Below are 15,465 nucleotides of genomic sequence, written 5' to 3'. Positions count from 1 at the left end.
GCAGGCGTGTCGTACAGCAAACTGCGTTTGTATATGTTTGTATATGTTTGTATATGTTTGTATATGGATATGCGCTTGCTAGCGCATAGACATCTTGCAACAAAGCGATGCTGTCGATAGCGGGTCTGAAGCAGCATTTTTAAGTTTATCGGCGCATTGTTGCCTGATTGTTTTGACTCTTCAAAAGCCCACAGCGGTACTAACCACGCGAGAGAAATCTCGCACGGACAAGTCACTTTCGTGAATCATGAAGTATAGAATGCCGCTATCGGTGCCCCACATAAAATGATCATCAGAGTTGACTTGCAATAGTAGTCGCCATTGTTGCGCGGTCTTCCAGCCATTTTGATCTGGTTTTGGGTATTGCCCATTGCGTTTGTATTCGGCAACCGCCTCTCTGCCATTTTGTTGCAGTACGGTGGGGTAACCACCAAGGCGATATGTATCGCCACACGCCGATTCTGCTTGATGTTCGTCTAAAAAACTGCGGTATTCTTCCAGTTCAGTATCGGATAATAACTGCGCTTCTACAATTGCAGCGTCAGTTTGTGGCCATGTGCCAACTCCTTTTACGAACTCGACATGCTTGCTTTCAACATGCGGCATATCTGTATGCGCATTACTTGTCTTGCCAGCAGCCTGGTTTATCCACAGCACGCGCGTTGCAAGCGGATTAAATTCGTCATCAAGCAGCACTTCAAAATCTTTATCAACGCCGACAAAGAACAGCAACAAGCCTTGATCAGGGAATGGATTTGCAGGAAGCAGTAGAGCAGCTTCCTGCAAATCAAGCTGGCAAAGCAAGAGCATGGCTTGCCCTGCATGTGTGGGCCATGCTTGCTGGTCGGGCATGGACGGCATACCATACATGAATGAATTTCTCTGTGCATTGGCATCAGCGGCACTTACTGGTTTCAGTTCCAGCGAGGGTTTATAAAAACTTTTCCAAGTGGCCTGTATGGCGGATGCCTGACGAGTGGCTTCCGATTGTTTTGCAGGTTTCCCCGGCTGGCTGACTGATCGCCAGCTTAATTCGCTGATACTGAAATGCGTAATGTTTTTTTGCGACAGAATGAAAACCCCCAGATCGGTAATGATCAGATCTGGGAAGTAGTTGATTTCTGCGCTAAATGTAGTGGGTGAGTGTTCATTGACAAACTGGGGGAAGTCAAAATTTGCTATCAGCCCACCTTCCAGATCAATGATGGCACTTGCATCTGATTCCTGCGCCAGCAAAAACTTACCTGTATGGGAGAAGGCAATATGCATTTGTGCGGTGCTGGACAGAGGTCAGCTCAAATGTTGTGCAACTTGGTCGTAAGGCATGGACCGCCTATGTAAGAACCGTAATTATCGCGTTGATCATATTGTTATTTATTCCCGCTGCATTTGCTGTCTCGTGGATTTTTGGGCTGGTTATATTGATCATATCGCAGGCATTAGCGATTTATCGTATTCTGATATTGCGTAGCTATAAACTTTATTGCGATGAGAACGGTGTCTGGCTTTTTACCGGTATTTTGCCTTGGGACAGAGGAATTGTCGGAGTGAAGTGGCGTGACCTTGATGAGGCTGCATTCTATCCGACTTTCTGGAGTTGGCTATTTAACTCATTTTCTATTCGCCTTGGTCACCGCTTTACCAAGTCTAGCGAAATTTTTATTTCGCACATGAAGAGTGGTAAAGATTCTGTTGCGATATTAAACGCACGGCACCAGGAATTAATTCGAAATAAGCAAGTCAACTGAGCAGCGACTTGTAATTTATGACTCGCTCACAGGTGCGTCTACTCTTTGCCTTCAACAAGATAGATTGCACCCGACCCCGCCTACTGTTCAGGTCAGGTTATTTTCTTGTTTGTCTGCAAAATGCGCTGATTCGAAAATGCCCGATCTCGCCGTTTTTCCCAGTTGCGCAGGTAGTAGCGCACTGCCAGCCAGATCAATCTGGAACGTGTAATGATGATTTTTGGAGAGTAGGCAGCGACAAGGATTTTGACGCCGCTCGCAATACCCATTTCCCCTTGTTCTGATTCAGCACTGGAATCCAGACACGCATACGTAAGCTGGTCTCCCAGCTTTCCCAGCGCTTCCAAGCGCACTATCCAGTCCTTGGCAATTGCATGATCGAATTCTGCTCTGACAAAACCATCCTGTATTGCTATTGGTGGTCGATACAAAATCAGCCGCTCGTCCCCCTTCGAACCAATTGTTGCAGCTGGTAGCTTGATGAATTGGGTTTTGTCCAGCCAGACAATTTTTCCTGACCAGCCGCTTGCCGATAGACATGTTTGCAGGGATGCTAATGCGTGGTCAAAATTTACCGGAGTTTCTGCATGGTGTAGTTTGTCTGTCATTGGCCGTTATGGTTCCAGGCAGGGTGATTGATGGGGACGTGCGACGAGAATATATTTGATATAGTAACTGTGACAGTCCACTAGTCTTCATTCACCATTCTGGATATCAGCCAAGCGCGCACAGCAGAGGGAAATGCAATCGCTGTTATCGCCATTGCGCTGATCGTGAAAATGATACCTATACCTGGGTGGCCGTTACATACCAGTTCTGGATTGAAGGAAGGAAAACTGCCACCGCAATCTATCAACAAAAAAATGCAGGAAAGTATTCCTGCAAAGAAAAATATCACCAACCAGTCCTGCCATGTCTCAATACCGTATTGCCGATTTTTTCCGCTGAAGAAATCAGGATTTGTCCACATGCGAATAGACAGTCCTGTCAACAGCAAATTGACGACAATAATCGTCGCAATTGATTCGTCTTTGGGGGAAACTGACTTCGCCAGCACGGTGACAATACTCCAAAGAATGACCAAACTGATCAATGAGTAAATATTTTTTTGAATTTTTTTCTTGGGCATAAAGAGCGCCTATCGCTATGTTGGGTTTTTGCAGCAAAGGGGAGCACGATCACTAATGCAGCCAGCTACAATTGCTGACAAGCCCAAATCAGCTAGCTGCCAAGCACACTACTCATTCAGCGCTGGCTCTTTCTTGCGCAAGCCATCAACATAGATACCCAAACCAAGCAGGCTGCCACCGACCAGCAACAAATGGATAAACCACAGTGAAGGACTTTTACTGACTAGGAACTGGAAGTAGAAGGTATATAAATTAATCATTAAAAAAGTGTAGGCATAGCCACGCAGCAGTTGCAGATTGAAATGCATGCTTGCCCATACCGAGCCGCCCGCCACCGCTGCCCACAGGATTGAAAACGCCAGGCGCTCGCCCCCGGTATCATCCCAACGTACATCCAGGTTCTCGTAATAACCAAACACACTGAGAAACCATAGCGACAGATTGATCAGCAACAAGCCATAATGAAAATATACCCGCGCAAACGGTGCCAGGCGGCCGCGCAGAAATTTCACATGTACCCAGGCCAGGCAAAGTACCCCAGCCCCGATGGCCAGAAAACGGGCTGGATAGGTCATACCCAGGTAATAGGCGCCCCAGCCAGAGATATAGCCTGTTTCCGCCCCGCAAAAGAAAAAGAACAGCGCCAGCGAATACCATAACAGCAGGCGATTGGCCAGCGCATAAGCCAGTGCCAGCAGCAGGGCCGCATCGACGCCGACCAGGGCAGGCCAGTTTTTGCTGCCGCTGGAGTGATGCAGGGCCAGCACGATACTCAGACCCTGCAAGGCCATACCGCTTGCCAGTTCCAGCGCTTCGGCCAGGATGGGCATGTTGCGATGGGTCTTCAACCAGTGCGCCAAAGCCAGGCCACCTAAAAAAGAGCCCGTAAGGGCGGCTTCACCCATTAGCCACCAGTTCATATGTTCGCGCAGCAAAATGAGTATGCCCGCCACGCAGGTCAGCACACCCAACACTGTGAACGAGCGTACCAGTGCCAACATATTCCATGCTTCGGCCGGATAACGCAGCTTGATTTTTTCTGCTTGTCCTGCCTCAATGATCTGGAGTGCGACCAGATCATCCAGTTCATTGTGTACGCCACGGTTGACGCTGCGCTGGTTCATGCTGCACCTCCGTCAGTGTTTTGAACGCTGCTGCCAGCCTGGTTCAGACTACGTGAGATGACTTCCATCAACGCACCGGTGACTAGCAGTAGCAGCCCGCCAGCGGCCAAATAACTACCCAAATCAAGCCGGTTCCAGAACTGTTCATGAAAACGGGTAAACAGATTGATGCCGAAAAAAGTGATGCCAAAACCTCGCAACAAACCACTGTGCAGGCGGGCACCTGCCACTATCTGCACAACGGTAGCGATGCTGAACGCAAAGACCCAGAAGACAGTTTCCTCTTGATAGTGGTGCCAGACCGATAAAATCAGCAGTGACATGTTCAGGTACACCAGCCCGACTGACTGCCAGGCCTGATAAAACCGTCCTGTGGCGGGGTAGGCCATGCGTTCATGTCCATACCCTATGGCGACAGCGATGAGGGCGACCACACTCATCATCTTCGGGTCCTGGATCGACAGCGCATAACTGGAACGACCAAACATGGCCGACCACGAGCCTACCCAATGAAACAGCGCGAGCAAGGCCAGAATCAGCAAATAGGTATTGTGGCGCTGGTAAGCAAGGTAAAAAGCCAGCGGGATGGTCAGCAATCCGGTGAATATCAGCACCACGTTGCGCTCCAGGTGCAGCACTTCACTTAAAAATCCCCCCACCGCACTGGCCCACAAGGCTATGCCAAGGGTGACGATAAACTTCGACGAAGCCGCATAGCGCTGCTGCACATCGTCAGCCAGCCGTAAACCCGCCCAGGTTAACGCTATGCTGATGGCAGCACCAACCAGCACCGCGAACGTCACCGATTGCGACAAGGCACTGATCGTGCCCATCAACCCAAGAAAAGCACAAAAGCCGCCAAAAATGCCGCAATATTTCACGACGCCAATCAGGCCAAACTTGCTTACTTCATAGCGCTGGGACAAAAGTTCGTAGGCAGATTTTTCAATCAAACCATCGGCATGCCAGAGCGCGAGGTCTTGCTGTAATTGTTGTTTGACTTGTTTGCTGGTCATAAAAAGTTTTTGGCGTGTTAACTTTAAGTATTGGCGAACGGATGTTGAAATCTAAGATGAGCATAAATGCGCTTGTCTTGGCTGCGACCATGTTGTGTTCGCGATTAACGAAAAAGTTCTACTGAGAAAAATTCTTTTCGGTAGCGAATATACATCTATTCGTATTCATTCCAGCCAATTTATACAGCTTTCTTACATGTTTTACACTTCAATCCTCCAATACCTTATCCCAAAACTCTATCCCAATACACCGGTTCCCCAAACACGCTGCGCAGGTGGGCGATGAAGAGCTGGGCTTTGGCGGCGTGGGAACGGCCAGGCATGCGGACGGCATGGATGCCGGGGCGGATTTTGGTGGGGATGCTGCTGGTACCGGGGAAGAGTGAAATCAGTTGCCCAGATTCGATATGCTCAAACACCATCCAGCTGGCCAGGTGGATGATGCCTGTGCCTGCCAGGGCGGCCTGTAGCAGTGTTTCGGTATCGCTGCAACGCAGGCTGCCACGGACGGGCAATGCTATTTCCTTGTTGACGCCTGGGTAGATCCACCAGCCTGCTGGCGATGGCGACGCTGCCCCGGTCAGGCAATTGTGCTGGAGCAGGTCTTGCGGTGTGGCAGGGTAACCGTAGCGGGCCAGATAGGCAGGGCTGGCGCAGGTCAGTCTATGCAGTGGTGCCAGGGTAGTGGCGACCAGATCGCTATCGGGCAAGATGCCCATGCGTATGGCAACGTCCACCCTTTGGGTGGACAGGTCAACGATCTGGTCGCTGATATGCAGGTCGACTTCCATCAGCGGGTAGCGGTTTAAAAAGCTGGCGACAGCCGGTCCTACATGGCGGCGGCCAAAGGCTGCGGGGGCTGTGATGGTTAGCAGGCCGCGTGGGTCGGCATTGAGTGCAGACATGGCTTGGCGGGCGTCGTCAAGTTCGGCAGCGATGGTTTTTGCTCTGGGCAAAAATTGTTCGCCAGAATCGGTCAGCAGCAAGCGCCTTGAGCTGCGGTGGAATAATTTCATACCGAGCTCTGCCTCCAGCGCATCAATCTTTCTGGAGATGGATGACACTGCTACATCGCGCTTTTTGGCAACGCCAGACAGGCTTCCTGCCGCATGGACTTCCAAAAAAATCTGTATCGCATCGAACATGGGGCACCTGGACTTTGATTTGCGTAAAGCGCAAAGATGGTTTGCATTGTTGATGATTGTACCGATTTTCGCAAAGAAATAGAATCTGCTTCATTATTAACCCATGGCGATTAACGCCTTAAGGAAGAATCATGATGAAGCACACATTACTGAACTTTGCCCGCGCCGCCTTATTTCTGTCTGTTGCCGGTGCCATAGGCTTTGGCAGTACCACACCGGCATTGGCTGCCGCACCGATGGTAAAGACATCAGCACCCGCATATCACCGTTTGATGCTGGGCACGTTTGAGGTGACAGCCCTCAGCGATGGCACGATCAAGCTGCCCGTCGATCAAATCTTGATGGAACCGGCAGCAACAACCAAGGCAGTGCTGTCGAAATCATTTTTACAGGCACCGCTGGAAACCTCGGTCAATGCCTACCTCATCAACACGGGCAGCAAGCTGATACTGATCGATGCCGGCACTGGTAGCCTGTTCGGCCCCAGCCTGGGCAAGCTGATCGCCAATCTGAAGGCATCTGGCTATGAGCCTGCACAAATCGATGATATCTACCTGACCCATTTGCACCCTGATCATGTGGGTGGCCTGGTGCTCAACAATGAAATGATATTTGCCAATGCCAACATCCATGTAGACCAGGCCGAGGCCGATTACTGGTTGAGCCAAAAGAATCTGGAACAGGCACCTGCTGACGCCAAGGGATTTTTCCAGGGGGCGATGGCATCGGTAAACCCCTACAAGGCAGCCAACAAGTTGCAGACTTTTGCTAAAGATGGTGAATTGCTGCCGGGTCTGACAGCGTATTCCACCCGTGGGCATACTGAAGGCCACACGTCTTACCTGGTCGAAAGCCAGGGTCAGAAGTTATTGCTGACTGGCGATTTGATCCACGTCGCAGCCGTGCAACTGGGTAAGCCGGAAGTGACAGTGACCTTTGACAGCCACGCCAAAGAAGCTGCTGCCGCGCGCCAGAAAATATTCGCACAGGCAGCAAAAGACGGCACGCTGATTGGCGCATCGCACATACAGTTTCCCGGGTTGGGGCATTTGAACAAAACGGGTACATCGTATCAGTGGATACCTGTCAATTATACGCAGATGCCTTGATGTCTTGATGTTTGACTCTTGATGTCTGAAATGGATGATGGGCGCATGTAAACGGCTCATCATCCCCTGATGCAAATTCTTGAAGAAGTTTATTTATGATCAAATTTTATTATCACCCATCGCCCAATCCGGCCAAGATTGCGCTGTTTCTGGAAGAGTCTGGTCTGCCATATGAACTGGTGCCTGTTGATACCCAAAAAGGCGAACAGCATGGCGCGGATTTTCTGGCGATTAACCCTAACGGAAAAACGCCGGCCATCTTTGATGACGAAGTGGGTGCAGTGGTGTTTGACAGCAATGCCATCCTGCTTTATCTGGCTGAAAAATCTGGCCAGTTTTTACCGGCTGACCCAGTTCACCGTGCTGACCTGCTGTCATGGTTGATGTTTATTGCTACTGGCATAGGGCCGTTTTCCGGGCAGGCGGTGCACTTCAGGCATTTTGCGCCTGAACCCAAGACCTATCCTTTGAATCGTTATGACTTTGAAGCCTGGCGGCACTGGCGCATACTGGATGCGCGTCTGACACAGCGCCAGTATCTGGTGGGTGATACCTACAGCATCGTCGATATGGCGTTCTGGGGATGGGCGCGAGCGATACCCTTCATTATTGGCGATGATGCCTGGAGTCAGTTGCCCAACGTGAAGCGTCTGTTCGACGATATCAATGCCCGGCCTGCTGCACAGCGTGCAGACAATTTAAAGACTGCACATGCCTTCAAGACCGCTATTGATGCAGAAACCCTGGCGGCGATGTATCCGCAAAATGCCCGTCTGGTTGCCGCCTGATCTGCGCTGCTGACAGATGAGCATGTCTTGCAAGACAAGGCCAAACCTTGCGCGCAGCGTTTGGCCTGTTTTGATAAAGTAAAAAAATAATCGGGTTTGCCCATCTGCGGTGAACCACGGCAGGCGGGCTGTGTCGGTCTTTAGTTTTTGATCAAAGTAAAATCATCCACTCTTACCCAGTTGTTGGCATTGGCCACCGAGTACACGCCCACTTGTGCCGTGCCGTTGCTGACGACGATGTTGGGAATCGAAATCTGCGTCCAGTTGGCAATGCTGGTGTTGATGGAATAGTCTATTTCAGCACTGCCAAAATTCTTGACATATATCCTCGCAATACTCTGGCCGCCGCTGCTTCTTACCCAGGCTTTCAGGGTATAGGTGCCATTCGGCAGCGTGACATTCTGGTACATGCTGGCGCTGTAGGCGGCTGTATAACTTTGCGTCATTGCCCAGCGGCCACTGTGGCCACCAGCCACGTTGCTGTTGGGGTCTACGCCGGACAGATTGCTCCAGTTTGACCAGCCAGCCAGGACGTTTTGCCCTACACGATCTGCTTCAAAACTGGGGTTGAGAATGTAGTTGTTGCCACTGCCAACAGACCAGCTACCTGTTGCTGCATCCAGATTAAACTGGCTCAGTGAGTTGAATTTGGGCGTGCTGCCGCTAAACGAAAGCGGCGTCCATTGGTTATAGCCTATGCCATTGCCAGCAAAGTCACTCCAGCGGTCACCGGCAAACAAAATCGTCGTACCGGCACTGCCATGCACGGGAATAAAAAAGCCTGTCTGCGTCACATGTGAAAAATCGGCGTCCGTGCCTGCCACGACAAATTCGGCAGAATAGGGGCCAGTAATATTATTGGCCGTGATGCAGTAGGTGTGCGAGGCATTCCATCCATGCAGATCAGACGAACAGAAATAATAGATGCCATTGTATTTAAACATGGCATTGCCTTCGCGACCGCCAGACCCGCTATTGTAGATATTGGTGGCTGCTTCGATATTCAATGAATCGGACGTGCGGACAGGGGCCACATATAAATGCGAGCGGCCATTCGAATTGCTGAAGACCAGATACGCCTTTCCGTCATCGTCGATGAACACCGTCTGGTCACCGGTAGACGGTGTCACCACATTGGTAATCTGCGCCTGCATGTGGTCATACACAAAAGGGCCAGTGGGCGAGCTGCTGGTGGCAAACAATACGCCAGCCCCCATGGCAGTGCTGGAATATTGCGTGATCAGCACATACTTGTGCGTCGTGCTGTTGTACACCACACCCAGGCGGCCCAGCCATGTGGCCGATTCAAACACTTGCCCTGCCGGTGCCACTGAAATGGCATTGGCTTCAAATTTCCAGTGCGCCAGATCAGTGGATGAGTAGACCGTCACCGCATTGAAACTGGTGTCTGAATTTTTGGATGCCGGATTGGCCGCATAAGTCACCGCACCATTATATTTGACGCCATACCAATAATACGTACTACCCACCTTCAATATGCCGCCACCCTGCGAATAGATATTGTTGCCGGCAGTGTCTTTCCAAAAAACGTCATTCTGTATCACCTGGCTGGCTGCGTAAGAGGGCATGGCAGCCAAGGCACATACACTCATCAGTAGCAATCTGGCCCACCTGCAAAACAGTCCCCATGTCGATTTTGTGTTCATTTTTGTCTCCGTTATTTTGATTTTTAGTTTGCGTTTTAAAACGCCAATGTGGATGCACAATAGAGACTTGTTCATCCGACAATCAGCATCCTTGCTAATTTTTGAATTGACCAATGCCTTTTTTCGCTTTTGCTAGATGGATTTGGCATATGAGTTATTGATAAGCTTGATCAGGGCAAATATGGCGAGCAGAGTTGTGGCTTAACAAGTACAAGCATAGGCACCAGGGCAAATTGCTTTATCTTTGCTATTCTGTTAAGTTGCAGGTTTGATAAACTTATCCGGTGCCACTTGGGCAAAGTGCTACCGGGATTCAATGATAGGAATACAATTGACCTACGTCTTTTTGGGCTTTACGTTTTTACTTGCCGATCTGTTTCCAATTGGCACTTATCTGATGATGTTTGTGCCGGGCATTCATATGATGCCGCACGGTATGGCGACTCTGCTGACTGTGCTCATCAAATATTTACCGGCAGCCTTGATCACGGCATGGTTTTTCAGATCTGAAAAATTCCGGGAGCGCGTGCCTGCACCGATACCTGGTGGTAAGTTATTGATGGTCGGTGTAGTGATGACACTGTTAACGATCGCGGCCGCCATGTTTGCATCAACGGTAGAAGGCGGTGGCGGTGCTTATTTGGTCGGTAGTATTGCGGTATTTATCATTCTGCCAGCCAGAATCTTGATGCTGTTTGGTATAGTCAAATTTTTGTTGGGCATGCCTGCTGTTGCGACAGCAGAAAAACGGATAGGCTGAATTATTGCCCCTTATTTTTCATGTAAGCTTGCAACTATAAGCGACAAACACCCATGAAGACGCAAGCCCCGGTACCGTCCGAACAGGTACAGCAAACGCAAGCGCTGAAGACTGCACCAGTCAGTCAATTGGCTGCGGATGTGGCTACAGCCTTTGTTGACCACAGGCCAGAAGCGGTGCTACAGGGGCGTTTTCAGGAAATGGCAGACCAGAGCCCACAGTCGCAACGGCTCAACAGCTTGCAGGCAGCCATGGACAACAGCCCGCAAGCCCGGCAAATGCAGGCCACGGCACAACGCATGCAACAACACACCCCTCAGCGGCAGCCAATACAGCCACCCGTACAGCGGCAAGCTGGGCATGCCGCAGACGGGCATGCACCCGCATCAAATAACACTGGCATGCCGGATAATCTAAAAGCAGGTGTAGAAAACCTGTCCGGCATGGCGATGGACGATGTCAAGGTGCATTACAACTCGGCACAACCAGCAGCCATGCAGGCGCATGCATTTGCGCAAGGTACGGACATCCATATCGCTCCTGGGCAAGAGCAGCATTTGCCGCACGAAGCCTGGCATGTCGTCCAGCAAAAGCAGGGCCGGGTCAGGCCAACTTTTCAGATGAAATCAGGCACCAGCATCAATGATGACGTGGGGCTGGAATCAGAAGCCGATATCATGGGGGCGAGGGCGCTGAGTGCGGGCACGACGGTTGTAAAGAGTGGGGTCGGACAGGATGGTGGGGTGGCGCAGGCGATGGCGGTATCGGGGCGGCCGGTATTTCAGTTGATGAAGTTAAAAGGAACCCTAATAAAAGACAAGAAATCTATACGGAAAGGCAATGGTTCGGAACAAGAAATTAACGCTGATGCAAAATGGGGTGATGCGGAATGCAAAGATGGTGATGTGGTTGACTATGAATGGGATTCTAAAAACGGTATTACCATAATCTATGGTGATTCCCGAACACCTCTGGAAAGACGTCTCGTGGCTGTTGAAGGTAAAGCACATGAAGAAATTAAACCAACATCCGTGGACTGTTCAGAAGAAGCAGCCCAACATAGTTGGGAGCGCCATACACCATCAGGTATTTTTTTTGCACAAAAAAGCGGGACAGCATATGCCGGTGATAATGTTGCAATGTTTGATGACATGAGTCTCGAGGAACTCAGTGCATTTATTGCAAAAGAATGCGCGGCTGGAGCAGCTTACGCTTGGGAACACGAAGGCGGAAGTAAAAGGCGGGGCAGGCGCGGCAATATCGAAATGATCTGCACTAGCATGGATGGAAAACTTTTTTCTGTTGATACCTGTTACCCAAAAAATAAGAGCATACCCAAGGCAACCATAGAAGCGGCGCTTAAAGCGCACAGCGATGACTTCGATGCATTTTTAGCCGCATTGGCCGGTGGCAAATCGAAGTAAAACCGACGACCCTTGCAATGGGTGCCTTCAATATTTGGCTCTCCCAGAGTCAGCAATACACGATCCACCGCACCCGCCATACCTCACCCCCGCAACGCATCCTTCAGACGTTGCAACATCGCCGTATCCTGCCAGGCCAGCAGCATTGTGTGGGCGGCCAGCGCATGCGGGTTGGCTTCCACCTGGCGGCCACAGGCACACAAGGCCAGGGCCAGATGGGCACGGATTTCTGTAACGTTGGCCTGCATCAGCGGCATGCTGGCATAGGCTGCGGTGATTTCATAGGCTTCGTTTAATTGGGTGATGGCCAGTTCTGGCCGCCCGGTGTTGAGGCTGATGACACCCTGGCAAATGAAGAAAAACAGGCGTTCCAACTGCGACAGAGTAGCCTTGTCGATATCTGCCAGCAGCAATTCTGCCGCTTTGAAATTATTCAGGTGGCGAGCCAGGGTAGTGGCCAGGTCGATGCTGGGGGCGACACCGGGGTTCAGTTTGCGTGAGGTATGCTGGACCAGGGCAACCTGCTGGAAATCGCGTGCAGCAAAATACACCGACGACAATCTGGATTCATAAAACCCTGGTTTTAGCGAGGCGTCGTGCTTTAACACCGCAGCCCGTTTCAAGCCGTCGGCCAGGCGACCCTGACCGGCTTCGGCAGTAGCCAGTCTAAAGATGATTTCATGTTCGGGTATCGCTATCTTGAACCATGATTTCCAGCGGGCTAGCGCACGCATGATACGCTCAGCCTCTGCCCAGCGGTTCCAGGTGCAGGCTTCCAGTGTGCGGTTGTACAAAATCATGGGTACTTTGGACCAGATAAAGCCCAGTAGGTGCAATAACAGCAAAGCGGCAGGGATGATGGCAGCCGTGCTGGCATAGCCATACATGGCTGTGGCAATCGCCCACAACACCAGCAAGGGCCCCCACCAACTGGCATTGCGGGCAAACAGCATGGCCAACTGCATCAACAGGCTTGGCTGGCGCTGCAATTGCTGTTCTTCTGCTGCTGTCAGTTCCAGCCGGTTTCTTGAATTGTCGTCATTCAGGTTGATCGCGGTGGCCGCATTGCTGATCATGTTGATGTCGGTGTAGCCGGCTTTTTGCAATGTCGCCAGGGCTTCTTCATAGGTGGCAGCAACCACCCTGTCAGTGACGACCGTCTGGCTGTTGTTTTTGGCGGTAAAGTTGAAGGCAAACACGATCTGTCTCGGTTGGTCAGTCAATCGGCCCGGTTGGGGTCACGTTGCTGCTGTACTTGAATTATTTTACGTAGATTAACTTAAGTAGATTACCTGAAACAGATTATGGGAGCAGCGCCGGGCATTTGTCTACCAGTCAGCGCCTGATTTGTTGAAACTGGCACACTTTCCTGAAGGCATTTCAAATTGCCAAGATACAGATTGTCACCTATAGTCAGGGCATTGCGCGGCAGCCACACGCTGCCAGCGCTGAATGTAAACCCGCGACTTGTAGCGTATTTTGGAGAATTGAGTATGAAATCCCGTCTGTTTTTTTGCATCGCCGCCGCTTTCCCATTGCTGGCAATGGCTGATGTCACCATCCCCATGAACCAGGTCAGCGAGGCTGGCGTGGGCAACAAGCTGGGGCAGGTTGTTGTTTCTGAAAGTAAATATGGTCTGGTATTTACCCCGGCCCTGACTGGACTGACACCTGGTCTGCATGGCTTCCATGTACACCAGAATGCGGATTGCAGCACCAAAGAAAAAGATGGCAAAATGGTGCCTGCCATCGCTGCCGGTGGCCACTATGATCCGGAAAACACCAACCGTCACGGTACTCCATGGGGTGATGGCCACATGGGTGATTTGCCGCCGCTGTATGTCGATGCCAGTGGCAATGCCAACCAGCCTGTACTGGCCCCGCGCCTGAAAATGGCTGACCTGAAAGGTCGGGCACTGATGATACATGTAGGCGGCGACAACCATTCCGACCATCCGGCAGTGCTGGGGGGCGGCGGGGCACGCGTTGTCTGTGGCGTTTCTTAAAACCTGCTTACGATCTTACTGCGCGAGCGTGATCGGGGTTCATGCGCTGCTCAAAATGCTCATGTACTAGAGTACATTCCGCTTTTTGCGCTGCTCTTTACCCCGCTGACGCTCGCTCGCTACAGATCGTAAACAGGTTTCTAAAATAAAAAGTCGGGTAGCAGTGGGGCTTGCCCCTATGCTGCCTCTGCCCCGTCTTTGCCGCCTTTAGCTTTTTTGAACGGGTTGCGTTCCGGCGCATCTTCATGTTCTATACCCAGCAGCAGGCGCTTCATCAGCTTGTTTAATACGGGCTGGCGGTGGCGCACGAAGATGCCGAAGGTTTGTGGCTTGGCACCCAGGGCCGCCTTGGGTTCCAGCGCGGTACGGCCATACGATATCTGCCTGCATCCCAGCGCCAGTGCATCGGCAATGCCAGCGTGCAGCAGGCGCAGATAAATCGGCAGGTCGGCTGCCGCAGCGCGGTCAAAACCTATGTGGTAGGCAATGGCCGTATCACCATCCGCCACTGAAATCAAAAAGCCCAGCAAATTGCCATCGCGTTTGACGATGCTGCAACGGAAGCGATCACCCGCAACATTTTGCAGCGCCAGAAAATAGTCAGGCACCAGTTCAAACGGACGGAAACCGGCATTCACCTGCACCGCCTTGTACAGCGCAAAAATGTCGTCGATATGCGGAGCCAGGTCGGGCAGGTGTTCTATCGTGCAGCCTGCTTCATCCATAGGCTTAAAAATCGCATTGCGGATATTGGCGCGGTATTTGGATGCCAGGCTGGCCAGATAATCGTCATAATTCTTCCATTCCGGTGCCAGCGTCAACATCATATTGGGTTCAGTTTCGATATAACGATAACTGAGGTTTTCCAGATGTGCAGCCTGCTTGATGTAAGGATCATGCAAATCCTTGATCATCACAAAATGCGTCTTGCCTGCCAGTTTTTCGGCCTGGCGCACGCGGTATAGCACTTCCACCACGCCATGCCATGCCAGCTTGCTATCCACATCCGGTGCAAAGGCAATGCCATGCTGTCCATAGATCAGCAAGTTACCGCAAGTCAGCACGCGCTGCCTGGCTGCCTGCGCCAACTGGTCTAGCGGTAAAGCCCATTTTTTATCTGCTTCTGTAGTTTTCTCAGGCTTTTCTGGCCGCGTCTGCGCCAGGCTGATGTCGGCAATCTGCATATACACCGCCGCCACCAATTGACGGTCAGCACCCAGCCCACTAAAAATCAGGGCATAGCGGGCCGACAGGTTGACGGGCAAAACCTGTTCCAGCGTGCTGAGATACTCCAGCGACATGAAGAAGCCAGCCTGGGCCGTCACTTCTCGCCATGCTGCTGCATCCAGCAGGCTGATTGAATCCGCCAGCGCATAATGCAGATCCGCCGGGCCACGCAAGCGTTTTCTTTCTTTGTTGCGTGCGATGAGTGAGCTGGTCAGTGATTGCAGGGCGGCAGGGATTTTCATAGGCGTGGTGTGATTGGTGAATCTGAATGCCGCCTATTGTATATCCTGTCGAAACATGAACATGATTTCTGCTCCAGCG

General features: G+C 51.3%; 15 protein-coding genes. 6 read left to right on the top strand and 9 right to left on the bottom strand.

What is annotated here, in order from left to right; all coding sequences use genetic code 11:
- Positions 1 to 180: 180 nt before the first annotated feature.
- Positions 181 to 1,269, bottom strand: coding sequence for a YwqG family protein (locus ACO0LK_RS16135; protein ID WP_422976733.1), 1,089 nt, complete (start codon positions 1,267 to 1,269; stop codon positions 181 to 183).
- A gap of 35 nt (positions 1,270 to 1,304) precedes the next feature.
- Between ACO0LK_RS16135 and ACO0LK_RS16130 the strand changes: the two genes are divergently transcribed.
- Positions 1,305 to 1,748 (top strand): hypothetical protein, encoded by a 444-nt coding sequence (locus ACO0LK_RS16130; RefSeq protein WP_422976731.1) that lies wholly within the window; start codon positions 1,305 to 1,307, stop codon positions 1,746 to 1,748.
- A 92-nt stretch (positions 1,749 to 1,840) separates the two neighbouring features.
- Here ACO0LK_RS16130 and ACO0LK_RS16125 read toward each other — a convergent pair whose 3' ends face one another.
- The 5 genes from ACO0LK_RS16125 to ACO0LK_RS16105 all read right to left on the bottom strand — a co-directional run bounded on the left by ACO0LK_RS16125 (position 1,841) and on the right by ACO0LK_RS16105 (position 6,163).
- Positions 1,841 to 2,356 (bottom strand): hypothetical protein, encoded by a 516-nt coding sequence (locus ACO0LK_RS16125; protein ID WP_422976729.1) that lies wholly within the window; start codon positions 2,354 to 2,356, stop codon positions 1,841 to 1,843.
- Positions 2,357 to 2,436: 80 nt separating this feature from the next.
- Positions 2,437 to 2,877 carry a hypothetical protein gene (locus tag ACO0LK_RS16120; RefSeq protein ID WP_422976728.1) on the bottom strand — a complete coding sequence of 147 codons (441 nt, stop codon included), beginning with the start codon at positions 2,875 to 2,877 and terminating at the stop codon, positions 2,437 to 2,439.
- 108 nt (positions 2,878 to 2,985) lie between these two features.
- Positions 2,986 to 4,002: a hypothetical protein gene (locus ACO0LK_RS16115; RefSeq protein ID WP_422976726.1), complete on the bottom strand. Its 1,017-nt coding sequence runs from the start codon at positions 4,000 to 4,002 to the stop codon at positions 2,986 to 2,988.
- The gene (locus tag ACO0LK_RS16110) at positions 3,999 to 5,018 is read right to left on the bottom strand and encodes a hypothetical protein (protein WP_422976724.1); all 1,020 of its coding nucleotides are present in this window, start codon (positions 5,016 to 5,018) and stop codon (positions 3,999 to 4,001) included. Before ACO0LK_RS16110 ends, ACO0LK_RS16115 begins: the two co-directional genes overlap by 4 nt.
- 224 nt (positions 5,019 to 5,242) lie before the next feature.
- A complete protein-coding gene (locus ACO0LK_RS16105; RefSeq protein ID WP_422976722.1) occupies positions 5,243 to 6,163 on the bottom strand; it encodes a LysR family transcriptional regulator in 921 nt (306 codons plus the stop codon).
- A 134-nt stretch (positions 6,164 to 6,297) separates the two neighbouring features.
- On the opposite strand from ACO0LK_RS16105, the gene ACO0LK_RS16100 reads away from it, so the two are divergent.
- Complete coding sequence (locus tag ACO0LK_RS16100; RefSeq protein WP_422976720.1) at positions 6,298 to 7,272, top strand: MBL fold metallo-hydrolase; 975 nt, start codon at positions 6,298 to 6,300, stop codon at positions 7,270 to 7,272.
- Between the two features lie 95 nt (positions 7,273 to 7,367).
- Positions 7,368 to 8,060, top strand: coding sequence for a glutathione S-transferase family protein (locus ACO0LK_RS16095; protein WP_422976718.1), 693 nt, complete (start codon positions 7,368 to 7,370; stop codon positions 8,058 to 8,060).
- Positions 8,061 to 8,200: 140 nt separating this feature from the next.
- Here ACO0LK_RS16095 and ACO0LK_RS16090 read toward each other — a convergent pair whose 3' ends face one another.
- The gene (locus tag ACO0LK_RS16090; RefSeq protein WP_422976716.1) at positions 8,201 to 9,727 is read right to left on the bottom strand and encodes a family 43 glycosylhydrolase; all 1,527 of its coding nucleotides are present in this window, start codon (positions 9,725 to 9,727) and stop codon (positions 8,201 to 8,203) included.
- A 331-nt stretch (positions 9,728 to 10,058) separates the two neighbouring features.
- On the opposite strand from ACO0LK_RS16090, the gene ACO0LK_RS16085 reads away from it, so the two are divergent.
- Together ACO0LK_RS16085 and ACO0LK_RS16080 are read left to right on the top strand one after the other, a co-directional pair.
- Positions 10,059 to 10,487, top strand: coding sequence for a hypothetical protein (locus ACO0LK_RS16085; RefSeq protein ID WP_422976714.1), 429 nt, complete (start codon positions 10,059 to 10,061; stop codon positions 10,485 to 10,487).
- Between the two features lie 251 nt (positions 10,488 to 10,738).
- Positions 10,739 to 11,911 (top strand): DUF4157 domain-containing protein, encoded by a 1,173-nt coding sequence (locus ACO0LK_RS16080; RefSeq protein ID WP_422976712.1) that lies wholly within the window; start codon positions 10,739 to 10,741, stop codon positions 11,909 to 11,911.
- Positions 11,912 to 11,994: 83 nt separating this feature from the next.
- Here ACO0LK_RS16080 and ACO0LK_RS16075 read toward each other — a convergent pair whose 3' ends face one another.
- Positions 11,995 to 13,110 (bottom strand): hypothetical protein, encoded by a 1,116-nt coding sequence (locus ACO0LK_RS16075; RefSeq protein WP_422976710.1) that lies wholly within the window; start codon positions 13,108 to 13,110, stop codon positions 11,995 to 11,997.
- Between the two features lie 294 nt (positions 13,111 to 13,404).
- Between ACO0LK_RS16075 and sodC the strand changes: the two genes are divergently transcribed.
- Positions 13,405 to 13,917 carry a superoxide dismutase [Cu-Zn] SodC gene (gene sodC, locus ACO0LK_RS16070; RefSeq protein WP_422976708.1) on the top strand — a complete coding sequence of 171 codons (513 nt, stop codon included), beginning with the start codon at positions 13,405 to 13,407 and terminating at the stop codon, positions 13,915 to 13,917.
- 176 nt (positions 13,918 to 14,093) lie between these two features.
- Here sodC and ACO0LK_RS16065 read toward each other — a convergent pair whose 3' ends face one another.
- Positions 14,094 to 15,386 carry a GNAT family N-acetyltransferase gene (locus ACO0LK_RS16065; RefSeq protein ID WP_422976706.1) on the bottom strand — a complete coding sequence of 431 codons (1,293 nt, stop codon included), beginning with the start codon at positions 15,384 to 15,386 and terminating at the stop codon, positions 14,094 to 14,096.
- Positions 15,387 to 15,465 lie beyond the last annotated feature (79 nt).

The sequence above is a fragment of the Undibacterium sp. Ji49W genome (genome assembly GCF_049340205.1).
Classification (GTDB): domain Bacteria; phylum Pseudomonadota; class Gammaproteobacteria; order Burkholderiales; family Burkholderiaceae_D; genus Undibacterium.
This window is presented reverse-complemented; position numbering and strand designations above follow the sequence as displayed.